Origin of the sequence: Microbacterium sp. CFBP 8801, from assembly GCF_014839455.1 — a bacterium.
GTDB lineage: Bacteria > Actinomycetota > Actinomycetes > Actinomycetales > Microbacteriaceae > Microbacterium.
The window spans coordinates 106282-127519 of record NZ_JACYNU010000005.1; the positions used below are offsets into that span (position 1 = coordinate 106282).

Consider the following 21238-nt stretch of genomic DNA (forward strand, 5'->3'; position numbering starts at 1 on the left):
CCACCTCGCATCACGCGGGAGGATGACCGCATGACAGTGGATGTGACGGTCGTCGGCGGCGGGATCTCCGGGCTCGCGTGCGCGCGAGCGGTGCAGGATGCCGGGAGGTCGGTGCGCGTGCTCGATCGGGGGCGCCGCGTGGGTGGGCGCCTGGCGAGCCGCACGATCGACGGGCGCGCGGTCGACCTCGGCGCGTCGTACTTCGTCGTGGGCGAGGCGGAGCGCTTCGGTCATCTCGTCGCCGACTGGGAGGAACGGGGACTCGCCCGTCCCTGGACCGACACCTTCTCCGTCATCGACGCCGACGGCGGGCAGACGCCCAAGCCCGGTCCGATGAGATGGGCGGCTCCGCTGGGCTCGCGTTCGCTGACGCTCGACCTGGCCGAGGGGCTCGACGTGGTGTCGGAGCACGCCGTCGAGCGCGTCGAGCCCTTTCGCGTCGACGGTCGCGATGCAGGCGAGGTGGTGCTCGCGATGCCCGCCCCTCAGGCTGCGCGGTTGACGGGCGAGGCTCCGGGTGGCGCTCAGGACTGGGAGCCGGTCATCGCCGCGGTGCTCCGGTGGGACGACAGGCAGTGGGATGCCGACCTGCACGGTGCCTTCGCCGACGGCGACGCCGACGTGTCGTTCCTCGCCGACGACGGCGACCGTCGTGGCGACGGTGCTCCCGTGCTCGTGGTGCACACCACCGCCGACCGCGCCCGACGGCACCTCGACGACCCCGACGCGGCGATCGCGTCCGTCGTCGCGGCGACCCGCCGACTTCTGCGGATCGACGCCGACCCTGTCGCCGCGCGCGCCCACCGCTGGACCTTCGCCCGACCCGTCGAGGCGACCGGGGAGCCGTTCTTCCGCTCGCCCGGGCTCTCGGCCTGCGGTGATGCATGGGGAGAGAGTGCGGCGGTACGCACCGCGTGGTCGTCGGGCGACGCTCTCGGCCGGGCGCTGGCGGCATCCTGAGCCCTCGCATCCGCGATCCGCGAGACGGGCCACGTCGGAGCCTCCCTCTAGGGTGGGGGCCATGGAAGCCGGTATCGAAGTCGCGGGAGTGAGACGGTCGTTCGGTTCGGTGCAGGCCGTGCGGCAGGTGACGTTCACCGCCGCCCCGGGCCGCGTCACGGGATTGGTCGGGCCGAACGGTTCGGGCAAGACCACGCTCATGCTCATGCTGGCGTCTCTGCTGCGGCCCGACGACGGTGAGCTGCGCATCGGCGGCATCGACCCGGTCGCCGACCCGGCGGGTGTGCGACGCGTGCTCGGATGGATGCCGGACTCCCTGGGCGCGTGGCCGAGCTTGACGGCGCGAGAGGTGCTGGTGGCGTCCGCGCAGCTCTACGACCTGTCGCGTGACGCCGCGCGTTCCCGCGCCGACGAACTTCTCGAGCTCGTCGACCTGACCGCGCTCGCCGCGGCACCTGCCCGCGTCTTGTCGCGTGGACAGAAGCAGCGTCTCGCTCTGGCCCGCGCGCTCGTGCACGACCCGCGCGTGCTGTTGCTCGACGAGCCGGCCTCGGGCCTCGATCCGCAGGCGCGCATCGCGCTGCGCGTGCTGTTGCGACGCCTGGCCGCCGAGGGACGCACGATCCTGATGTCGAGTCACGTGCTGTCCGAGCTCGAAGAGGTCGTCGACGACGCCGTGTTCCTGGTCGACGGACGCACCGTCGCGGGCGACCGCATCGCGGCGGCGGCGACGCGCGTGCGGGTGTGGCGCGTGCGACTGGCGACCGATTCCTCGAGGTCGGTCGAGGCGGCGCGCGGAGATATCGCGGCGGCCCTCGGCCGCTCCGGCGGCGAGATCGGTCTCGACCGGCGCGATGCCCTCGTGCCGTTCAGCGACGACGCGGGTGCCGTCGCCGGGCTGCGCGCCCTCGTCGGCGCGGGCCTGCCGGTGGTGGAGTTCGCTCCCGCCGTGGGTGATCTCGAGCACGCCTTCCTCGACCTGCGGTCCGAGTCGGCGCCGCCTCCATCCCCGCCGGGTGCCGCCGCACCGGGGCCGACGGCGCCCGCCGAGCCCGATGACCGCGACGACGAGGGGAGCCGCGCATGAATCCGCACCGCCTGCGCACGATCATCGGGATCGAGCTGCGTCAGCGCGTCCGCTCGGTGGGCTGGTACGTGCTGCTCGGGATCTTCGCCGCGATCCTGCTCGGTGTCATGGTGCTCTCGCTCGCCGCGTTCTCGCTCTGGAGCGGCGGCAACGAGTGGTTCTTCTCGCTCGTCATCATGCTCGTGCTCCTGCTCGTGCTGTTGGTGTCGCCCACGCTCAGCGGCAGCGCGGTCAACGGCGACCGCGACGGCGCGACACTTGCTCCCGTGCAGGTGACGCTCGCCACGACGACCGAGATCGTGATCGGCAAGTTCCTGGCCGCGTGGATCTCCGGTCTCGCCTTCCTCGTCGTGGCCGTGCCCTTCCTCATCGTGTCGACGTTCGCCGGGGCGCTGAATCCGGGCGTGATCGTGAGCTCGCTCGGCATCCTGATCCTCGAGGTGGGCATCGTCGCGGCGATCGGGGTGGGTTTCAGCGCGGTGGTCGCGCGGCCCATCTTCTCGGTGGCCAGCACGTACCTGGTGGTCGCCGCGCTCACCATCGGCACGCTGCTCGCCTTCGGATTGGGCGGCGCCGCGCTGCGTACTCCGCAGGTGACGGTGAGTCGCGACGTCGACTGGAACGCGGTGCCCGCCGGCTGCGACCCGGGCGCGCCGAGCCCCGGGGCGGGGTGCCCCACCTACGACGAGCTCGAGTGCGTCGAGTCGAGGTCGTACGGCGAGACCCCGCGCTTCGACCGCGTATGGTGGCTGCTCGCGGCCAATCCCTTCGTGATCCTCGCGGATGCCACGCCGCCGACGTATCGCGACGGCTACCCGTCCGACCTGTTCTCGCAGATCGCTTCGGGTGTGCGCCTCGCGCAGATCGAGCCCGACCCGGCGCCGCGCTGGGACGCCTGCGCCGACCCCGCGGGCAGCGCATACGACTACCCGACCACCGAGGAGCAGCTCGCCGGCACCGCGCCGAGCTGGTTCGTGGGGCTGCTGCTGCAGGCGGTGGTCGCCGGTGGACTGCTGTGGTGGGGAATCTCCCGCACGCGCACGCCCGCGAAGCGCCTGCCGCCGGGGACGCGGATCGCGTAGCGGCCGAGCGGAACCCGCTCCGAAGCCGCTGCCGTCGACGGGACTCGCGTCACCGGTCGGTGCAGGAGGAGCGCCCGGGCAGATGCGCGCCGGGCGCTCCGATCACCGCTAGTTCAGGCGTGACCCTCGGCGGCAGGGAACCCGGGGTCGTCCGCCGGGGCGTCGCCGTCGAGCGCGTCGCCCGTCTGGTTGTCGAGTTCGACGTGTTCCTCGGACTCGGCGGCGTCTTCGCGCACCTCGTCGGTCACGGCGTCGGTGGGGGCGGCGGAGTCGGCGTGGGCATCGTCGGAGTGGCGGGAGGGGATCTCAGGAGTGCTCATGCCGCCACGTTGCCCCACGCCGCCGTGCCGGTGAACCGGCTTGACAGGTCGTCGTCAGTCGGTGGCATCGGGGATCGACGACTCCACCGCGGGCCAAGCCGGCAGCGGGTCGTCGAACAGCGCCCAGGCCGCGGGGCCGCTGGCGAGCTCGTCGTCGGTGAGAGCGGCCCGGTCTAGCACGTGCGCGAGCTTCGGCGCCGAGAGGTCGAGGCCGGTGAAGGCGATCTCTTGACCCATGCCCATGAGGCCGTCGTCGGCACCGATCGGTTCGAGCCACATCGCCGAGCCGACGTGCTCCCACCGCGCCAGGATGCCGGGGCGTGAGGCCAGGCGACAGAATCCGGCGGAGCGCACGAGGCGTCCGGCGGCGCCGTCGTCGAGCCGGTCGAGCGCGGCCGACAGGCGGGCCGGATGGAACGGCCGCAGCTGCTCGTAGCGCACCGTCATGACGCGGTTGTCGCGCATGTAGGGGTCGTGCTCGGCGTTGAGGGCGTGTACCCAGCCCGCTCGCTCGAGGATCTCGCCGTCGCGGGGAGCTTCCGAGTGCAGGTCGCTGAGCGGATCGCGCGACAGGCGCACCACGGCGGTGGGATTCAGGTGCGAAGCGAGGGCCATCTGCACGGAGAGGGCCGCAGTGGGCACCTGCTCCCAGTTGATCCAGACGATGCGTGTCGCCAGCTCCAGGGCCAAGGCCGCCTGCCGCGCGCGTGCACCGACGTCGGCGCGGGTGTCGCCGGGACGAGCGGATGCCACGAGGGGCGCCTCGTCGAGCAGGTCGCCCACCATGTGCCGGGCGTCGACGACGCAGACCGCTTCGACCTCGGCGCCGCCGCGCGAGGCGATCGCGTGGATGAGGTCGACGTCGGTGCCCAGGTCGACGACGGCGTGCGCGGCGCTCGGGCGTGACCGCGGGTGGGGAAGGGCGTGGAAGGACCGGAGGTCGGCGAAACGCAGCAGGTGCAACGGGCGATCGAGCGCGACAGCGGTGCGTTCGGCGTAGGCCCGGCGTTCCGGTGCGCAGACGCCGAGGATGGCGATCGTGCGGGGCATGGCATCCACCTCTCGTTTGTCAGGGGGCTCCCGACACCCTACCGTGTTGGTGAGAACGGTTATCAACAAGGAGGATCCCCATGAAAGTTCGCGCTTCGCTCGCGTCACTCAAGAAGCAGCCCGGTGCGCAGGTCGTTCGCCGTCGTGGTCGGGTGTTCGTGATCAACAAGCAGAACCCGCGCTTCAAGGGGCGTCAGGGGTGACGCCTTCATAGAATCGCCCCATGGAACTCGGGGCGCTCGCTGTGGGTATCGCGATCGGTGTCGCGGTGGCCGGCGCGGGGCTCGGGATCGGGCGCCGCGCCCAACGGCGACGCGACGACGATGACATTCGCGCGGCGGCCGAAACGGCGTGGATGTGGGCCGCGTTCGGCGAGGGGCGGTCGAGCGGAGACCGCGACGACCTGCCGTGAACCGCCGTCGGTACGCGAACGAGAATCGCTCCCAATAACCTGAAAACATTGCAATTCGTGCATGTGTATGGTCGAGTGGATGCCGTGGACAAGATCGCGGGACTCGACGAAGCCGCGGAACTGTTCAAGGTTCTGGGCAACGAGTCGCGTCTCGCGCTCGTGTGGCTCCTGAGCCGCGAACAGCTCACGGTCAGCGTGCTCGCCGAGCAGGCGGGCCTGTCGCAGCCGCTGGTGTCTCAACACCTGCGGACACTGCGCCAGGCGGGCTTGGTGAGTTCGGAGCGCGAGGGGAAAGAGATTCGATACGCCCTCGCCGACCAGCATGTCGCGCACTTCGTGCTCGATGCGATCGCCCACGTCCAGGAACCGAACGACCAGGGGAACGAACAATGAGCACCACCGAAACCCACGCCGAGCACTCCGTCGACGAGCACGCCCACGGCGACGACTGCGGCCACCAGAAGATCGAGCACGGCGACCACATCGACTACGTGCACGGCACGCACCACCACGCCCTGCACGGCGACCACTACGACGAGCACGAGTCGAAGGCCGAGCACACCGTCGACGAGCACCGTCACGGCGACGACTGCGGCCACGAGAAGATCGAGCACGACGGCCACGCCGACTACGTGCACGACGGTCACCGCCACTCGCTGCACACCGACCACTACGACGAGCACTGATCCGCCGCTGAGCCGAGCGGCATCCCGTGTCACGAGCGCGGGATCTCGCCTGCCGGGCCCGCTTCTCCTTCGGGGGGAGCGGGCCTTCCTCGTGTCAGAGGGGGCGTGGTGACGTCACGGCTGGACGCGGAGCGACTGCCCCTCGAACGTCACGACGTCACCGACCTGCAGCTGCCGCCCGCGCTGGCGTTCGACCTCGCCGTTCACCTTGACGTACCCGTCGATGATCGCCTCTTTGGCGTCTCCGCCGGAATCGACGATGCCGGCGAACTTGAGGAACGCGCTCAGACGAATGCTCTCGCTGCCGATGAGGACGTCCTGGGGTGCGGGGCTGGTCATCGCTCCAGTCTGGCACCGGTCACGGCGTGGGCGCGGGTTCTGAACGCCGGGCCTTCCGAGGCGGCGGCGCTCAGCTTGACGCCGACGCCTGGGCTGCGAGCCTCCATCGGTTCACATGGGGAGGCAGCTCGGTGGTCAGAGTGACCCAGAAGAACTCGTCGTTCATCGCGCGGTAGCCGGAATGCGAGGCGATGTTGCGCATCGTCTTCAGGGCGGTGAACACCTCGTTCGGGGTGGTCGCCAGGAAGTCGGCGAACTCGTCGGTCTCGAAGAGCGCGGCCGCCCGGATGATCGCCATCGAGCCGGACGCGTACGCGGGAGAGTTGCGCTGGAATGCGTCCCTTCCACCGCTCGTCGCGTGGGTGAGGAACGCGTCGATCGCGTCGACGCTGTTCAGGAAGTTCTCCTGCGAAACGTCTTTCCGTGGACGATCGGTGCGGGGTGCACGAGTGAAGGGCTTGGCCGGCACGGGCTCGGAACCCGTCACAGCGCGGCCATCGGCGTCGAGTCGAGGAATGCGGGGCGCCGCTCGTCGTCGACGATCACGTCGACGGAGAATCCGGTGAGCTTTTCGACGGCATTCACGAACGCGGCGATGTCGAAATAGCCGCGCCCGCTCTCGACGCGGGCGAGCAGGTCGATGTCCGATGAGAAGTGATCCGCTCCCGTGGCCACCGAGCCGAAGACACGGATGTCACGGAGCCCGTGACGGAGCCCGGCCTCGACGATCGCCCCGGCATGTTCTTCCACGGCCAGACTCGGCCGGTAGTCGGCGGCGCGGAGGAGGCGTTCGAAGGCGTCTGCACTGGGGTTCCTCGTCCCGGATTCCACGGCTGCCACATTGGGCTGACTCATGCCCGCGGCTCGCGCCAGATCGGCCTGAGACATCCCCCGGTCGAGGCGAGCGGCTCGCACCAGCTGCGACGCTCGGCTGTGGTCGAAAGTCACTGTCACGGTATACCTCCGTGATATAGCCTACGCGTGGCGACCTTCTCGTGCCCGTGGTGCGGAAGTGGACGCGACGGCGGGAGTCGAACCCGATCCGTTGTCGCGGTGTTGTCTAGCCGGCGCTTCGCACTGGCGGGATTATGGGCATGTAGGCCGGTTTATGGTTTTGGTCTGCAGCCCACGTTGACGGCAGGTTGTGGCCAGAATGTGTCCGCCTGGGAAAATGTCTGAACCCGGTTGAAGGGACAGCCACCTCCCCGGCGGTCCGATCGAGGTCGGCTCCTCGGGGGTACCCCCCACCCCCTTGGGGCGCCATCGCGCGCAGAGCGATGAGGAGCTGGCGGTGGGGTGTTTTCAATCGGTGTAGAGCCCCACAGGGCGTCCGCTACTTTGGGCTGATGGATGCCAGCGCATGCGTCGAGTCGGAAACGGTGTCATGCCAGCTGGAGGACGTTGTGAGAGCCTTGAGCGAGCGGGATGTCTACGACTGGATCTCGCTCGCCGTCACTGCCATAGCTGCGCTGGCCACCTTGGCCGCCGTCGTCGTTGCGGTTGTCACGTCTGTTCACGCTACGAGGGTGGCAAGCGAGTCCAACAAGATCGCGGCCCAGGCGCTGTACGCCGAGCAGACGCGCCACCAGGAGGCTCAAGCTCGTGAGGTAGAGAACGCTCGGCGCAGAGCTGGTTACCGCATCACCGATTGGCACAGAGACTCCCTTCGAGCTGTCGTAAACCACTGGACGGCGATCCGGCACGACGAAGATCCGAACACCTTCAGCGACCAGGAAATGGCGAGGTTAAGCGGCAACCAACTAGGGCGTGAGCTCGAGGCGGAGGGGCATCCGCTGATGGTGTCGCTGATGCACGCTCTTCGCACCACCATCCTCGACTCAGCTAGATCAATAGCCGCGTCGGATGGTGAGCCCGTCGTGACGGTGATGCATCGGGCTCTGTTCCAATTGAACGAAGCGCTCCGAGCGTGGTGGCAGGAACCGGAACGTCACGAATCTTTGCTTGCCGCGTTCTGGGCGATGCGGGACCGTTCAGGGGAGGAGTTTCCCGACATCTCATATGCAGAGACGTGGGAACGCGACATCCTTCGCGCGCTTGATGCACCAACCGACTAGCTGGTGACCTTTGATGACCGCTGTTGTAGGCGGACCGGTTGATATCGGCTCGAAGAGGCCCCCCGCTCCTCGTGAGCGCGTCGGGGTGTGGCTCTTCTCGTCAGGCCCCGCCTGCAACGCTGGGATATGGGTCGGCGGGATCAGGCAGGTGGAGCGTGATGCGCTCGGGGTTCCAGAACACGATGGGGACCGTAGGCTCGTTTGACCACAGGCTCAGGTGGATGGTGTCGGCAGGGTGGCCCACCCGTACGAACAGTCCGAAGTCGCGCGCGATGCGGTGTGCCGTGTCGTTGAGTGCTGAGACGCTGCCGTAAGTGCGCTGGGCTGCTCCGAGGTAGGGGGCCGTGATGAGGACGCTGACGTGCTGCTTGCCGGGCGAGCGGTAGAACGATTTGTTGTCGAATGGTGCGCGGTCGAGGTTCTTCGCGGAGTTCGCGAGGTTGGTTCGGCGGGCGTCGACGAGCGCCATGATCGGGTGGGCTAGGTCGACGGGGTGGGGGACGTTGTCGACGCCGTTGAGCGCGGCCCAGCGGCTGTGCATCCACGGTCCGTTGTACCGGCCAGGCTCGCGCTTTTCCATGGCCACACGGTACATGTGCGTCCCCGCTCTGTGGCGTGTGACGTTGCGGCTAAGCGCGCGGGTATGGTCGAGCAACGCTTGTCGAATGGGGGAGCCATGGCCGTAGAGTGGGACGAAGTAGTTGAGCCGGCGGGAACGCAGTATGACGATTTCCGAGGTACCGCCGCCGCGGACGGGCACGGACCGGCTTTGACGGAGCTCGCAGAAGCGGTTGGCTTAGACCTCGATCGCTACATGCTTGTCGGCGTGCAGTTCGGTCATTCACAGCTGCGCGGCCGTGACGGGCTTACCCTGTTCGCCGTTGACCGGGAGCAGCTCGGCGGGCTGACGCTCGCTGAGTACTCGACCCGTCACGGAGAGATCCCCGTGACGGATTTTCTTGTGCACGAGCTGCGAGCGCTCGACGTTCTGTCCCGGGGGCTTAAGCGGTTCAAAGTACAGCTCATCTCCCGAGCGGTGCCGGAGGACGTGCCCCTCAGGCGAATCTCCCGCGATGATCTGAACCACGACGAGGGTTGACGTGCACGGGCTGAAAGACGCGGACTGGGAAGAAGATGGGGCCGGGAGGTCACGGTTTGTGTGGCGGTGCGAGTGTGGCCGGCGGGGTTCCGGTGCCACGAGGCACGCAGCGTTGCAAGTTTTCAAACGCCATCTCGTACTCTCGGGTCGCGCGGACGCCTGAGTAGACGCGGCGCGCGTCGAAGGTAGGGGCAGATGAATTCTCGGTCAGAACGGGGGCCGGTGGTCAATCCTCTTTTGCAGAGCGGCGAGCTCGGCGCGGCTCGTGGAGTCGACGGGTTCGCCTCGGCGGCTGCTTTGGACTATTTCGAGCGCCAGGAGCAGTTGACTCTCGATGGACTGGTAGGTGGAGGAGAACTCGTGAAGTTTCAGGTCGCCGAGCGAGTTGACGATCAGGCGGAGCGCTGCGCGGGCGTCCGCGTCCTGGAGGCGGCCCAGACGGTGAAGTAGTGCGGGCTCGTAGTTCTCGTACCAGTGCTCGGGCAGGTACACCTCTTGCGCCAGAGACTCGAAGTGCATTGCAGGTAGCCGGCGCAGCTGTCTGAGCGCGGAAACCAGCTCTTCGGCTACCGCGTCGGCTGCCTCAGCTCGTGCAGCCAGTGCCGCTCGCTTGTCTTGCGATCGGGCTGCGCCGCGGCTTGAGACTATGCCGATGCACACGCCGATGAGCGACGCCGAGGAGGCCACGAGGGTTGACCAGAAAGTGTCCACGGATCGAAACGATACGCTGGCCGACCGCGGCCTATCTGGTTGGCCGGGACGGCTACGAACGTTCGTCAACGATGACGCGAGTCAGCATCGCAGAATGCGATAGCAGCATCTCGATCATCACCTTCGCGTGGTTCACCCACTCCATGAGTTCAACCTGATCTGGGCCGTCTCGGAGAAGTAGGACGGAATCAGCTTGGTACCGCTCGACTAGTGCGGTGAGACTCTCCAGGAGCTCTTCGTTGGACACGCTCATATGGCAGAGAGCACAGCGGCGCTGCGGGCGGCCTCAGGACCCGTCGGCGCGTTCGAGGCGCCCCGTGGTGGACAACCGTAGTGTCCCTCGGGAAGGCCGGTGCCGGTGTACGTGGGAACACTTGCGAGGGGGATGCGCACGTTTCCCTGTAGGAGGATCTCTTGACCGACGCATCCCGCACAAGGCCGCGCGCGGGGTCGACCTGCCGCGCAAGGGCAAGAAGGCGCATCAGTACCCACGCGCCTCCGGCGGCTCCCCGTCCTGGTTCGTTACCGCTCTCGACGCCGCGGGTCTCGAGCGAATGACCGTCCATGATCTGCGGCACACTGCGGCGTCTCTTGCGATCAGCTCCGGTGCGAACGTGAAGGCGGTTCAGCGCATGCTCGGCCACGCGTCCGCTGCCATGACCCTCGACGTCTACGCAGACCTCTTCGACGACGACGTCGACACTGTCTCGGCCGCTCTCGACGCGGCTCGATCACGGGTGGTTGTGGCCAAATAGTGGCCACGCGCCGACCGCAGTCGAGAAGAAAGGCCTCGCGATCCCTCACAGCGCAAGGGATCGCGGGGCCTCCGTCGTCGACGCGACGGCGGGAGTCGAACCCGCCACGCCTTCGGTTATGAGCCGAGGCCCGGGACCGCCCGGATCGCCGCGATGTGCCCTCACGCTAACCCCGACCGCGGACGCACGGTGCGGGCGTTGCGAGAAGTGACGACAGATGTCGCCGTGTGGCGCTCGACCCCGTGTCAGCGCGCGCGCCGCCCGTCGATGATCGCTCGCGTCGAGTGGGCGAGGTGCGCGCGCACGGCCCGCTCGGGATCGTCCAGTGCCGCTCGCACGTAGGCGCGATGCTCGGCCGTCAGCGTCCCCGGTGCATACGCCGGGCGCACGTGGGTGAGCAGCAGGTGCATCTCGGAGTCGAGGCGCCGGTACTCCTCGGCGATCCGCGGGCTGCCCGCGGCATCGACGAGGGCGAGGTGTACGCGGGCGTGCGCGTCAAGGGTGGCGGGCCAGTTACCAGAGGCCTCGGCGTCGGCGAGGGCGTCGAGCGCCGCGTCGACGTCGGGCGGATGGATGCCGCGATCCCGCACGATCCGCAGCGCCTCGGTCTCGAGGGCGCAGCGCAGCTGCTGCAGCGCGATGAGTGCGTCGTCGTCGAGCAGCGAGACCCGCACGCCTCGATAGGGCTCGGCGGTGACGAGGCGTTCGCCGGCCACGCGGGTGAGTGCGGTGCGAGCGGTGTGGCGCGAGACGCCGTGCGTCGCGCTCAGCTCCTCTTCGCGCAGCGGGGTTCCGGGGGCGAGATCTCCCGACAGGATGCCGGAGCGCACCGCGTCGGCGACGAGGTCGGCGGCGCGGGGGCCGGGGGAATCCGCGGTGGCGCGGCCGGGTGCCGCCGAGGCGCGGGTGTCCCGCCCGGCACCACCGTGTCCAGCCGCGGCGCGGGCGGAGGCGTCACGCGCGGGCCGTGGCATCCGGAACCTCCTCGCGACGACGTGACGGAACGGACACCACGGCGAGGCCCACGGCGATGAGCGCGAGGCCGACGGCTCCCATCGGGGTGAGCTGCTCGTGCAGCACGAACAGCCCGAGCAGCGTCGCCGCGAGGGGCTCGGCGAGCGTGAGGGTCGAGACCGTGACGGCGGTCAGCCGGGCGAGCCCCCAGCCGAACAGCAGGTAGGCGATCGTCGTCGTGATCACTCCGAGCCAGAGCGCGAGCGCGAGGCCGTTGGGAGTGAGCAGCCAAGAGGACCCGGCTACCAGCAGCACCGGCAGGCTCGCCACCGCGGCGACACCGAAGACCGTGCCCATAACGCGGGTGGAGTCCCACCCCCTCTCGATCAGCGCCTTTCCGCACACCGTATAGAGGGCATACGACATTCCGGCGCCCGCCGAGGCGAGGAGACCGCTCGGAGCGAGCGCGATCGAGCCGCCGGTGACTCCCGACACCAGCACGACACCGGCGAGGGCGATGGCGGTGGCGAGCATCCAGCGCGGCGAGGGGGCGCGACGCAGGCGCACGGCATCCACGATTCCGGTTGCGATCGGCGCGGAACCCAGCGCGACGACCGTGCCGATGGCCACGCCGTTCTCTCGCGTGCCGAGGAAGAAGAGGGGTTGGTAGGCGAGCACGCCGATCGCTCCGAGTGCGACGAGTCCGCTGACGGATCCGCGCATCACCCGCAGCGGGGGAGTCGGCGCGCGCCGCAGATGGGCGACGAGACCCAGGATGCCGCCGCCCACGACGATCCGCGCGGCACCGACCGCGACGGGGGAGGCGTCGACGCCTGCCAGCGCCTGTGCCGTACCCGTGGTCGAAAAACACAGGGCCGCCGCGAGAACGGCGAGGGCGGGCAACATGAATTGATTGTTACACAATCTGCAATCCAGGGTGCTGGCGGACGCGGAGCACAACGGCGGACGACGAAGAGGACGCGCCGAGTCCGAACGGACCGTGTCGGCGTGTCGGCGAACTGCCCCGCCGTTGTGCGAGGCGGCGCCCGAGTCGGACTGGGATCAACCGCGCAGTGACGCCGCCATCGAACGCAGCGCGTGCAGGGCGGCGGCCTGCTCGGCGTCGGACATTCCGCTGAGCATGCGACGTTCGACCGAGCGCACGGCGGCGCTCGCCGCCTCGAGGGAACGGAGGCCGCGCGCGGTGAGACGCGTGGGCAGTGCCTTGCCGACGGGGGCGGCATTCGGGCGCTCGACGATCCCGTCGCGCTCCAGTGTCTGGAGCAGCACGTTCATCGACTGCCGCGTGACGAATGCCCCGCGGGCGAGGTCGGAGTTCGACAACCCCGGACGCTGAGCGAGGAGCTCGAGGCAGGAGTAGTGCGTGATCGTCATGCCGAGGGGGCGCAGGACGTCCTCCATCGCGGAGCGCAGCGCGCTCGCCGCTTCTTTGAGCAGGTACCCCAACGAGGTGTCCAGGTCGATGCGCTCTTGCGTCATGTCAGTATTCTGACATACAGTCAGTGTCAGATAACTGACACACGAGGAGATTCCATGCCCGTCACCGGCCCCGACTTCCTTTCCCTGCAGGTGCGCGATCTCGACGCCTCGCACGCCTTCTACGCGCGCTACCTCGGACTCGAGCGCTCACCCGCGGGCCCCCCGCACGCCGTGGTCTTCACCACGACGCCGATCGCTTTCGCCCTGCGCGACCTCGCGCCGGGGACAGACCTGAGCGGTGTGGCGCAGCCCGGGATCGGCGCGGCCGTCTGGCTGCACGCCACCGATGTGCAGCGAATCCACGACGCACTCGTCGCCGACGGCCACCGCATCGTCATGGACCCCATCGACGGACCCTTCGGCCGCACGTTCGCTTTCGCCGATCCCGACGGATACCACGTCACTCTGCACGACCGGGCCTGACCGCCGGTGCGCGCGGCCGCGCCCGCGCGCCGCGGTCGCGATGGGCGGCCCGGATGGCCCGACCTTCGCGGTCGGAACGCGCGGGAGTGCCCGCTAACGTAGGTGCATGGCGACGACGACGGGGCGAGGCGTTCTGGCGCTGAGCGCCGCCGGCGGACTCCTCGTGCTCGGCCTCATCCTCTCGTTCGTGGTCGATCCCTTCACCCGCGCTCCCGTCGTCGTGGACGCGACGATCGAATGGTTCGGCCGCGGTCTGCTGCTGCTCGGGGTCGTCTGGGTCGTCATCGGCATGGTCGCCGCCCGCACCAGCCTGGTGCGCCGCCCCGGCGCGGCCGCCGCGCGCGCGACGTGGATCGCGTCGACGCGACCCTGGCGGGCCCGCGAGTCCAGCCTCGGACTGCTGCCGCTCGACCGGTGGTTGATGATCCTCATTCCGGGCGGCCTGCTCGTGGCGACCCGCATCGTGCAGACGCCCCGCGACGGCCTATGGGGCGCGGCCGTGGCCATCGCCAGCTGGCTCGTCTTCGCGATCGTCGTGCGGCTGCTGCTCGGCAAGCGCTCGCCGTGGCCCATCATCGCGGCCGTCGGCGGCGCGCTCGTGCTGCGCTGCGTCGTCGCCCTGACGGCGGTGGCGCTGTCGGGCTCCGAGGGCATCTGGTCGGGGTTGTGGACCATCCCCGCGGTGCGGGTGCTCTACCTGACGGGGGCGTTCGCCCTGCTCGCCTGGGTGTTCGTCGCCGCCGGGTGGTCGCTCCGCCCCCAACTCGGACGCCGTCGCGCGACCGGTATCGCCCTGGCCGGCATGGGCGTGGGGTGCGCCGTCCCCGCGGTCACGGTGGCGTTCATGGGAGCGGGTGCTGCGCTGCGGTCGTGGAACGAGCAGGTGGGCGTGCTTCCCTGGGACCTCGCGCGCTTCGCCGGCGCGCGCGACGGAGCCTTCCCGGTCGAGCTCGTCATCACCACCGCGGTAATCGGGGCGGTCGTCACGCTCGTCGGCATCCTGCTCGCCCTTCCCCGACGGGTGTACGAGCGCACCGCGCGCTGACGCGCCGGGATGAGCTGCCGTGCGCGCCGGCCGAGGACCGGGTCACCGGTCGAACGGACCCCCGCGACGGAGCTCGCGCACCTCTTTGCCGAGGGGCATGAGAGAGACGGGCACGAGCTTGAAGTTCGCGATCCCGAGCGGGATGCCGATGATCGTGACGCAGAGCAGCAGGCCGGTGACGATGTGCTGCAGCGCCAGCCACCACCCGGCGAGGATGACCCACACGACGTTGCCCAGGAACGAGCCCACACCGGCGGTGGGCTTGGACACGATCTCGCGGCCGAACGGCCACAGTGCGTACAGGCCGATCCGGAACGCCGCGATGCCCCACGGGATCGTCACGATGAAGATGCACAGCACGATCCCCGCGGCGAAGTAGCCCAGGAAGAGCCAGAAGCCCGAGAGCACGAGCCAGAGGACGTTGAGGATGAGGCGCATGCCCCCCATCATGACCGGCCGGGCTGTGTGGCATCCGGGGTTTGACAGCCCCGGGCCTATCCAGGCGCAGGACGACGCGCAAGCGCCCCGCCTGTCGAGACGCGGAGGGCTAGCGTGAGGCCCATCCGAGGGAGAGGAACCCCCATGACCGACGTCACCCGCGCCACCCCCGAGCGCCGCACACTCTCGAGCTTCAGCGACTACACCGGAGCGCAGGCGGCCGTCGACCGCCTTTCCGACGCCGGCTTCCCCGTCGAGCACACCGCGATCGTCGGGCACGGCGTGCGCATCGTCGAGCAGGTGACCGGCCGCCTGACCCGCGGACGCGCGGCGGGTCTCGGCGCGGCCTCCGGTGCCTGGTTCGGTCTGATGATCGGCGTGCTGCTGGGGCTGCTGACCCCCGGAGGATTCCTCGGCCTGCTGGTCTGGGGCCTCGTCCTGGGTGCCGTCTGGGGTGCGGTGTTCGGCTTCGCCGGTCACGCGTTCACCGGCGGCCGCCGCGACTTCTCGTCGGTGCAGGGACTCGAAGCCGAGCGGTGGGACGTGACGGTGGATGCCGAGCACTACTCGCGCGCGCAGTCGCTGCTGTCGTCGGGGGCGGCGGGCGAGGCGCGGGCGTAACGTTTCGCCGGGGCGGGGGCTCGCGACATCGCGGGAGCCCCGCGGCCAGCGCGGAGGGCCGATGTCGGAGGCCCCGCCTAGACTTGACCCGCCATGACCGACGCCTCCACCACGCCCCTCATCGTCGGCGGGTCCGCGCCGTCGGACGCCCGCCCCGACGCCGACCTGCTCGAGGGACTCAACGGTCCCCAGCGCGATGCCGTCACCTACCGGGGTCAGGCGCTGCTCATCGTCGCCGGTGCCGGATCGGGCAAGACCAGCGTGCTCACCCGGCGCATCGCCTCCCTGCTGCGCACGCGCGAGGCGTATCCGAGCCAGATCCTCGCCATCACGTTCACGAACAAGGCCGCGGGTGAGATGCGCGAGCGCGTGCACCAGCTCATCGGGCAGAAGTCCGACGGCATGTGGATCTCGACGTTCCACTCGGCGTGCGTGCGCATCCTCCGGCGCGAGGCCGAGCAGTTCGGCTTCACCAAGGCGTTCACCATCTACGACTCGGGCGACTCGCGCGCTCTCATCAAGCGACTGGTCAAAGAGCACGAGGGCGACTCGTTCGGCCTGACTCCCGCCGGGACGCAGAGCCGTATCTCGAAGCTCAAGAACGAGCTCGCCGACGCCGAGTCGTACGCCCGCTCGGCCAACATGAGCGACCCGGCCGAGCGCGTCTTCGTCGAGATCTTCGGCTCGTACCAGCGCGAACTGCAGCGGTCCAACGCCTTCGACTTCGACGACCTCATCGCGCAGACGGTCTACCTCTTCCGCGCCTTCCCGCAGGTCGCCGACGTGTACCGCAAGCGGTTCCGGCACATCCTGGTCGACGAGTACCAAGACACCAACCACGCGCAGTACGCCCTCATCCACGAGCTGACGCGCCCCCCGGGATCCGACGCCGAGCCGATGTCGGCCGGCGGCGGAATGATGATCTTCGAAGCCGAACCCGTCGGCGAAGATGCGGCGTCCCTCACCGTCGTCGGTGACTCCGACCAGTCGATCTACGCCTTCCGCGGCGCCGACATCCGCAACATCAGCGAGTTCGAGCGCGACTACCCGGGCGCCAAGGTGGTGTTGCTCGAGCAGAACTACCGCTCGACGCAGAACATCCTGTCGGCGGCCAACGCGGTCATCTCGAACAACTTCGACCGCAAAGAGAAGAAACTCTGGACCGACGTCGGAGCGGGCGACCCCATCATCGGCTTCACCGGGTACTCGCAGCACGACGAGGCGCAGTTCGTCGCCGACGAGATCGAATCCCTGCACAAGAAGGGCGTCGACTACTCCGGTGTCGCGGTGTTCTACCGCACCAACTCGCAGTCGCGTGCGCTGGAAGAGATCTTCATCCGCTCGGCCGTGCCGTACAAGATCATGGGCGGCACCAAGTTCTACGAGCGCGCCGAGATCAAGGACGCCCTCGCGTACCTCGTCGCTGTTGCCAACCCCGCCGACGGCATGGCCGTGCGCCGCATCCTCAACCGTCCGCGCCGCGGCATCGGCGATGTCACCGAGACCGCGATCGCCCGCTACGCCGCCGAGCACGGCATCACCTTCCGCGATGCGCTGGCCAATTCGGCGCAGATCGGGGTCGGACCCAAGCTGCAGAAGGCCATCGACCAACTCGATGCGGTGCTCACCGAGGCCACGGCGATCATGCTGCCGGCATCGGGAGAACTCGCTCCCTCCACGTCGGTCACTGAGGGCCTCACGCTGCTCCTCAACAAGAGCGGCTACTTCGACGCCCTGCGCGCCAGCCGCGACCCGCAAGACGAAGCGCGCCTCGAGAACCTCGACGAGCTCGTCGCGGTGACGCGCGAGTTCGCCCGCAACAACCCCGAGGGCACGATCATCGACTTCCTCACCGAGGTCACCCTGGTGGCGGATGCCGATGACCTCGACGACGCGTCGGGCTCGGTCTCGCTCATGACCCTGCACACCGCGAAGGGCCTCGAGTACGACGCGGTGTTCCTCACCGGCGTCGAAGAAGACCTGTTGCCGCACCGAATCTCGGCCAACGAGCCGGGCGGTCCGCAAGAGGAACGCCGCCTCTTCTACGTCGGCATCACCCGCGCCCGCAAGCGCCTGCACGTGTCGCTCGCGATGACCCGCGCCCAGTTCGGCGAGGTCACGGTCGCCATGCCGAGCCGGTTCCTGCAAGAGATCCCGGCCGACCTCATCGACTGGCGTCAGTCGCCGGGCGATGTCAACGGTCGGGGCGGCTCCCAGTCGCGCGCGCTGAACGCGCGCGGCGGCCGATGGGCCGGTCAGGGCGGCTCGGGGGGCAACCGCTACGGCGACGACCTCGTACCGCTGCCCAAGCGTGCGCCGGCCGACCCGAGCAAGTTCCCCAACCGCATTCCGGCGAAGGTGCGCGACAACGGCGACCTGGTGCTGGCCGCGGGAGATCGCATCCGTCACGACGACTTCGGCGAGGGGCGTGTCGACGCCGTCACCGGCGAGGGTGCGAAGCGCGTGGCGCACGTGCGCTTCGACACGGTGGGGCCGAAGAAGCTGCTGGTGAAGATCGCGCCGATCGCGAAGGTGTGAACCGGCGCGGCGTCGGACCACGCCGCGCCCTCTCAGACCACGACGGGGCGAGGTCGCGGTCGGGCCGGCCGGGCCCGCGACAGGGACCGCCCGGATAGGCTGGAACAATGGCCCTCTTCTCGCGCCGCAACAAGTCCGATTCCGACGACGCATCGGCCGACCGGCCCGACAGCACCATCGAACCGGGCGAGCAGCCCGTCGATCCCGCCGGTCCGAGCGACGCCACCCCCGCCGCCGAGCAGGCCCCCGCCGCCCCCGCGGTCGGCATTTCGATGTCGTCGTTCCGTGGTGTGGGTGCCGGTCCCGAAAACCCTTCGGCGCCTCCTCTCTCGGCGCGGCCGTCGGCCCGCCAGCCCGGACCGATGGAAGCCCCCGAGGCTCCCGAGACGGTGCAGGGTCTGCGCGACAACGCTCTGCTGGGGATCGCCCTCGCCGAGATCAAGGACCAGCCCGAGCCCGCGCAGCTGCTCAACGTCGCCCGTCAGCTGCTGCAGGGGCACGTCTTCCTGCGCGTGAAGGGTGACGCGCGCGCCCTGCTCGCCGAGGGCAAAGACCTTCCGTTGGCCGTCGCCAATCGCGGCGACGAGCAGCTCGTGCTCGCCTACAGCGGTGGTATGGCCCTGCGCGCGAGCGTCGAGGCCGACGGCGACCACGACACCTCGGCGATGGGTCAGCCCGTGATGGCGCTGCTGCAGCACGTGCTCGGCGGCTCGTACGCCGGCATCGTGCTCGACCCGGCCTCGGGCGACAACCGCGCCGTGCTGCCCAAGGCGCTGCTCGAGCGCATGGTCGCCGAGGTCGACCCTGAACTGCGGATCAAGACGGCCCTGTGCGAGACGCGCGATGAGACCACGGCATCCACGATCGTCGACGCCATGGTGGCCGAGGCGCCGATGTGGATCGCCGTCGCCCAGACCGAAGAGGGCGGACCCGTCGGTGTCGCCGAGTCGCGTTCAGCCGGTGGCGAGCGCTATCTCGAGGTGTTCACGCACCCGCTCGAGCTGCTCGCGCTCGGCCGCGGCGACCAGCCCCTGCCGGTCAAGCCGCTGCAGTTGGCGAAGGCCCTCGCCGGCGACGCGGAGCTCACCGGCGTGCTGATCGACCCGGCCGGCCCCTGGATCCGCCTCACGCGCGACGAGCTCGCTCCCGTGATCGCCCTGGCGGCGGAAGACACCGCGCCGACCTCCTGACCTCTCGACCACGGCGGGCCGCTTCCTTCTCGGAGGGCGGCCCGTTGTCGTTGCTATTGGGGTTCCCTGGGCCCATCGCTTCAGTGGCGCCGGGCTCTGGCATCCATCTCCCTGCGATGGCCGAGCGACCGTGCACGGCCACCGGGCAACGCGCCTGCGTGGCTCAGACCCCGTACAGCTCGCCCACCGGCACGGCGACCGGGAGCACGTTGCCTGCCGGGGCCAGGGGGCAAGCCCACATCGGGTCGTAGGCGCATGAGGGGTTGTACGCGAAGTTGAAGTCGATGACCAGGCTGTCGGGCGCGGAGCCCTGGCCGAGGTCGGCGCCCTTGACGGTGTCGAGCAGGTAGCGACCGCCGCCGTATGTGCCGCCCGGGCGCCCGGCGGAGCCGTCGCGGACGGGGATGAACAGCCCTCCGGCGTACGAGGTCAGCCGCCACACGTCGAGAGAGCCGGTGTCGGGCAGCTCGACGCGGCCGATGCGCTCGAACTCGACCTCGCCGTCGGTGCCGGTCGTGGCGACGAACGACGCCTCATCGGCGTCGAGCAGCGGAACCTCGAACCGCCAGGCGGCGTCGTACGGGGCGATCGGCAGGCCGACGAAGCCCTCGCGCTGCTCCGGCAGCAGGGGAGTGGCGGGGTGATCGGCCAACAGCGCGTCACGCTCGATGCGCCAGAGCTCGTGCGCCTCTTCGGGATCTTCGGCTTGCCGCACGGCGTCGTACAGAGCGAACACGCGGCGGCGCCAGTCGGCGATGTCGAGGGCCTTACGGGCGGCGGCGGAAGTCATGGTCCGAGCGTAAACGCAGGCCGGATGCCGGGACCCCGGGCTGGACACGGGCACCTCACGCGGAGCGCAACGGGGCAGACGCCGACGGCTCCGGCGCACTAACGTCGGGGCATGGCATCCCCCCGCATCACGCTGACCGTGCCGGGTCCCGAGGGCGACCGCGAGATCGGCATCTCGAACCCCGATCGCGTGCTCTGGCCCGAGGTGGGCATCACCAAGCGGGAACTCGCCGAGTACCTCATCGCCGTCGCCGACCCCTTCATCGCGGCGAACGGGCATCGGCCGATTTCGCTCGAACGCTTTCCCGAGGGCGTCGGGGGCGAGGCGTTCTTCTCGAAGAACCCGCCCAAGGGGGCGCCGGCGTTCGTCGAGGCCGTGACGGTGACCTACAACAGCGGGCGGCGGCATCCGCAGCTCTTCCTCGGTGAGATCGGCTCGGCCGTGTGGGCGGCGCAGATGAACACGATCGTGTTCCACCCGTGGGCCTCGCTCGCGAGCGACGCCGACCATCCCGTCGAACTGCGCATCGACCTCGACCCGCAGCCGGGCACGGGGATCGCCGAAGCGGTCGTCGCCGCGCACGAGCTGCGCACGGTGCTGCGCGAGGCGGGGCTCGAGGCGTGGATCAAGACGAGCGGCAACCGTGGTCTGCACGTGTTCTGCCCGATCGAGCCCACCCACGAGTTCCTCGACGTGCGACACGCGGTCATCGCCGCGGCCAGGGAACTCGAGCGACGGATGCCGGATGCCGTGACCACGAGCTGGTGGAAAGAGGAGCGCGGCCAGCGCATCTTCGTCGACTTCAACCAGGCGAACCGCGATCGCACGATGGCCGGCGCCTACTCGCCCCGCGCTTTGCCGACGGCCACCGTGTCCACGCCTGTCGAGTGGGACGAGCTCGACGGCCTCGACCCGCTCGCGTTCACCGTGCGCAGCATCCCCGAGCGGTTGGCATCCGTCGGCGATCCGTGGGCCGGGTTCGCCGAGAAGCCCGGGCGCATCGACACGCTGCTGGAGTGGTGGCAGCGCGACCTCGACAACGGCCTCGGCGAACTGCCCTTCCCTCCGGAGTTCCCCAAGATGCCGGGGGAGCCGCCGCGCGTGCAGCCGTCTCGTGCGAAGAACCCCGCGTCGGACGGCTGAGCGACCCGACCGACGCGAGG

At 69.6% G+C, this 21238-nt stretch carries 28 protein-coding genes and 1 tRNA gene; 16 read left to right on the forward strand and 13 right to left on the reverse strand.

What is annotated here, in order from left to right; translation table 11 throughout:
- Positions 1 to 30 precede the first annotated feature (30 nt).
- The 3 genes from IFR11_RS08055 (at position 31) to IFR11_RS08065 (ending at position 3129) form a co-directional block, all read left to right on the forward strand.
- Positions 31 to 960 (forward strand): NAD(P)/FAD-dependent oxidoreductase, encoded by a 930-nt coding sequence (locus IFR11_RS08055; RefSeq protein ID WP_191915795.1) that lies wholly within the window; start codon positions 31 to 33, stop codon positions 958 to 960.
- A 61-nt stretch (positions 961 to 1021) separates the two neighbouring features.
- Positions 1022 to 2047 (forward strand): ABC transporter ATP-binding protein, encoded by a 1026-nt coding sequence (locus IFR11_RS08060; RefSeq protein WP_191915796.1) that lies wholly within the window; start codon positions 1022 to 1024, stop codon positions 2045 to 2047.
- Positions 2044 to 3129 carry an ABC transporter permease gene (locus IFR11_RS08065; protein WP_191915797.1) on the forward strand — a complete coding sequence of 362 codons (1086 nt, stop codon included), beginning with the start codon at positions 2044 to 2046 and terminating at the stop codon, positions 3127 to 3129. Before IFR11_RS08060 ends, IFR11_RS08065 begins: the two co-directional genes overlap by 4 nt.
- A 113-nt stretch (positions 3130 to 3242) precedes the next feature.
- Here the strand turns inward: IFR11_RS08065 and IFR11_RS08070 are convergent, their stop codons facing one another.
- Together IFR11_RS08070 and IFR11_RS08075 are read right to left on the reverse strand one after the other, a co-directional pair.
- Positions 3243 to 3449, reverse strand: a complete 207-nt coding sequence (locus tag IFR11_RS08070; protein ID WP_191915899.1) for a hypothetical protein — start codon at positions 3447 to 3449, stop codon at positions 3243 to 3245.
- 54 nt (positions 3450 to 3503) lie between these two features.
- Positions 3504 to 4499 (reverse strand): GTP-binding protein, encoded by a 996-nt coding sequence (locus tag IFR11_RS08075; RefSeq protein WP_191915798.1) that lies wholly within the window; start codon positions 4497 to 4499, stop codon positions 3504 to 3506.
- 80 nt (positions 4500 to 4579) lie between these two features.
- Here IFR11_RS08075 and ykgO point away from each other — a divergent pair, with 80 nt between their 5' ends.
- From ykgO to IFR11_RS08095, 4 genes are all read left to right on the forward strand, one after another.
- Positions 4580 to 4702 (forward strand): type B 50S ribosomal protein L36, encoded by a 123-nt coding sequence (ykgO, locus tag IFR11_RS08080; protein ID WP_055834032.1) that lies wholly within the window; start codon positions 4580 to 4582, stop codon positions 4700 to 4702.
- Between the two features lie 20 nt (positions 4703 to 4722).
- Entirely contained in the window at positions 4723 to 4911 is a 189-nt protein-coding gene (locus IFR11_RS08085; protein WP_191915799.1) for a hypothetical protein, read from the forward strand.
- A gap of 84 nt (positions 4912 to 4995) precedes the next feature.
- Positions 4996 to 5304 (forward strand): metalloregulator ArsR/SmtB family transcription factor, encoded by a 309-nt coding sequence (locus IFR11_RS08090; RefSeq protein ID WP_191915800.1) that lies wholly within the window; start codon positions 4996 to 4998, stop codon positions 5302 to 5304.
- On the forward strand, positions 5301 to 5597 hold the full coding sequence (locus IFR11_RS08095) for a hypothetical protein (RefSeq protein ID WP_055936231.1): 297 nt from the start codon (positions 5301 to 5303) through the stop codon (positions 5595 to 5597). Before IFR11_RS08090 ends, IFR11_RS08095 begins: the two co-directional genes overlap by 4 nt.
- Before the next feature lie 114 nt (positions 5598 to 5711).
- On the opposite strand, the gene IFR11_RS08100 is transcribed toward IFR11_RS08095, so the two are convergent.
- From IFR11_RS08100 to IFR11_RS08110, 3 genes are all read right to left on the reverse strand, one after another.
- Positions 5712 to 5936, reverse strand: a complete 225-nt coding sequence (locus IFR11_RS08100) for an RNA-binding S4 domain-containing protein (RefSeq protein ID WP_055834045.1) — start codon at positions 5934 to 5936, stop codon at positions 5712 to 5714.
- 70 nt (positions 5937 to 6006) lie between these two features.
- Positions 6007 to 6423 (reverse strand): hypothetical protein, encoded by a 417-nt coding sequence (locus IFR11_RS08105; RefSeq protein WP_191915801.1) that lies wholly within the window; start codon positions 6421 to 6423, stop codon positions 6007 to 6009.
- Positions 6420 to 6884 (reverse strand): helix-turn-helix domain-containing protein, encoded by a 465-nt coding sequence (locus IFR11_RS08110; protein ID WP_197978629.1) that lies wholly within the window; start codon positions 6882 to 6884, stop codon positions 6420 to 6422. Before IFR11_RS08110 ends, IFR11_RS08105 begins: the two co-directional genes overlap by 4 nt.
- Before the next feature lie 398 nt (positions 6885 to 7282).
- On the opposite strand from IFR11_RS08110, the gene IFR11_RS08115 reads away from it, so the two are divergent.
- Complete coding sequence (locus tag IFR11_RS08115; protein WP_055834053.1) at positions 7283 to 8011, forward strand: hypothetical protein; 729 nt, start codon at positions 7283 to 7285, stop codon at positions 8009 to 8011.
- A gap of 100 nt (positions 8012 to 8111) precedes the next feature.
- Here the strand turns inward: IFR11_RS08115 and IFR11_RS08120 are convergent, their stop codons facing one another.
- On the reverse strand, positions 8112 to 8591 hold the full coding sequence (locus IFR11_RS08120; protein ID WP_191915802.1) for a hypothetical protein: 480 nt from the start codon (positions 8589 to 8591) through the stop codon (positions 8112 to 8114).
- A 96-nt stretch (positions 8592 to 8687) separates the two neighbouring features.
- Between IFR11_RS08120 and IFR11_RS08125 the strand changes: the two genes are divergently transcribed.
- Positions 8688 to 9110, forward strand: coding sequence for a hypothetical protein (locus IFR11_RS08125; RefSeq protein WP_055834059.1), 423 nt, complete (start codon positions 8688 to 8690; stop codon positions 9108 to 9110).
- A gap of 207 nt (positions 9111 to 9317) precedes the next feature.
- Here the strand turns inward: IFR11_RS08125 and IFR11_RS08130 are convergent, their stop codons facing one another.
- Positions 9318 to 9821, reverse strand: coding sequence for a hypothetical protein (locus IFR11_RS08130; RefSeq protein WP_191915803.1), 504 nt, complete (start codon positions 9819 to 9821; stop codon positions 9318 to 9320).
- 554 nt (positions 9822 to 10375) lie between these two features.
- Here IFR11_RS08130 and IFR11_RS08135 point away from each other — a divergent pair.
- A complete protein-coding gene (locus IFR11_RS08135; RefSeq protein WP_055834068.1) occupies positions 10376 to 10576 on the forward strand; it encodes a tyrosine-type recombinase/integrase in 201 nt (66 codons plus the stop codon).
- 80 nt (positions 10577 to 10656) lie between these two features.
- Here IFR11_RS08135 and IFR11_RS08140 read toward each other — a convergent pair.
- The 4 genes from IFR11_RS08140 to IFR11_RS08155 form a co-directional block, all read right to left on the reverse strand.
- Positions 10657 to 10729: transfer RNA gene (locus IFR11_RS08140), tRNA-Met, on the reverse strand.
- A gap of 92 nt (positions 10730 to 10821) precedes the next feature.
- The gene (locus tag IFR11_RS08145) at positions 10822 to 11550 is read right to left on the reverse strand and encodes a GntR family transcriptional regulator (protein WP_244630661.1); all 729 of its coding nucleotides are present in this window, start codon (positions 11548 to 11550) and stop codon (positions 10822 to 10824) included.
- Positions 11531 to 12436, reverse strand: coding sequence for a DMT family transporter (locus IFR11_RS08150; RefSeq protein WP_191915804.1), 906 nt, complete (start codon positions 12434 to 12436; stop codon positions 11531 to 11533). The genes IFR11_RS08145 and IFR11_RS08150 overlap by 20 nt, the downstream gene beginning before the upstream one ends.
- A gap of 156 nt (positions 12437 to 12592) precedes the next feature.
- Complete coding sequence (locus IFR11_RS08155) at positions 12593 to 13030, reverse strand: MarR family winged helix-turn-helix transcriptional regulator (protein ID WP_191915805.1); 438 nt, start codon at positions 13028 to 13030, stop codon at positions 12593 to 12595.
- A 54-nt stretch (positions 13031 to 13084) separates the two neighbouring features.
- Here IFR11_RS08155 and IFR11_RS08160 point away from each other — a divergent pair, with 54 nt between their 5' ends.
- Entirely contained in the window at positions 13085 to 13453 is a 369-nt protein-coding gene (locus tag IFR11_RS08160; protein ID WP_191915806.1) for a VOC family protein, read from the forward strand.
- 106 nt (positions 13454 to 13559) lie between these two features.
- Complete coding sequence (locus IFR11_RS08165) at positions 13560 to 14498, forward strand: hypothetical protein (RefSeq protein ID WP_191915807.1); 939 nt, start codon at positions 13560 to 13562, stop codon at positions 14496 to 14498.
- 42 nt (positions 14499 to 14540) lie between these two features.
- Here the strand turns inward: IFR11_RS08165 and IFR11_RS08170 are convergent, their stop codons facing one another.
- The gene (locus IFR11_RS08170) at positions 14541 to 14936 is read right to left on the reverse strand and encodes a YccF domain-containing protein (protein ID WP_191915808.1); all 396 of its coding nucleotides are present in this window, start codon (positions 14934 to 14936) and stop codon (positions 14541 to 14543) included.
- Between the two features lie 144 nt (positions 14937 to 15080).
- Between IFR11_RS08170 and IFR11_RS08175 the strand changes: the two genes are divergently transcribed.
- The 3 genes from IFR11_RS08175 to IFR11_RS08185 all read left to right on the forward strand — a co-directional run bounded on the left by IFR11_RS08175 (position 15081) and on the right by IFR11_RS08185 (position 19285).
- Entirely contained in the window at positions 15081 to 15557 is a 477-nt protein-coding gene (locus tag IFR11_RS08175; RefSeq protein WP_070408497.1) for a general stress protein, read from the forward strand.
- 93 nt (positions 15558 to 15650) lie between these two features.
- Positions 15651 to 18095 (forward strand): ATP-dependent helicase, encoded by a 2445-nt coding sequence (locus tag IFR11_RS08180; protein WP_055834088.1) that lies wholly within the window; start codon positions 15651 to 15653, stop codon positions 18093 to 18095.
- Positions 18096 to 18202: 107 nt separating this feature from the next.
- Entirely contained in the window at positions 18203 to 19285 is a 1083-nt protein-coding gene (locus tag IFR11_RS08185) for an SseB family protein (protein WP_191915809.1), read from the forward strand.
- A 163-nt stretch (positions 19286 to 19448) separates the two neighbouring features.
- On the opposite strand, the gene IFR11_RS08190 is transcribed toward IFR11_RS08185, so the two are convergent.
- Positions 19449 to 20075 carry a DUF1684 domain-containing protein gene (locus IFR11_RS08190; protein WP_070408495.1) on the reverse strand — a complete coding sequence of 209 codons (627 nt, stop codon included), beginning with the start codon at positions 20073 to 20075 and terminating at the stop codon, positions 19449 to 19451.
- A gap of 111 nt (positions 20076 to 20186) precedes the next feature.
- On the opposite strand from IFR11_RS08190, the gene ligD reads away from it, so the two are divergent.
- Positions 20187 to 21218, forward strand: a complete 1032-nt coding sequence (gene ligD, locus IFR11_RS08195; RefSeq protein ID WP_191915810.1) for a non-homologous end-joining DNA ligase — start codon at positions 20187 to 20189, stop codon at positions 21216 to 21218.
- Positions 21219 to 21238: the final 20 nt, after the last annotated feature.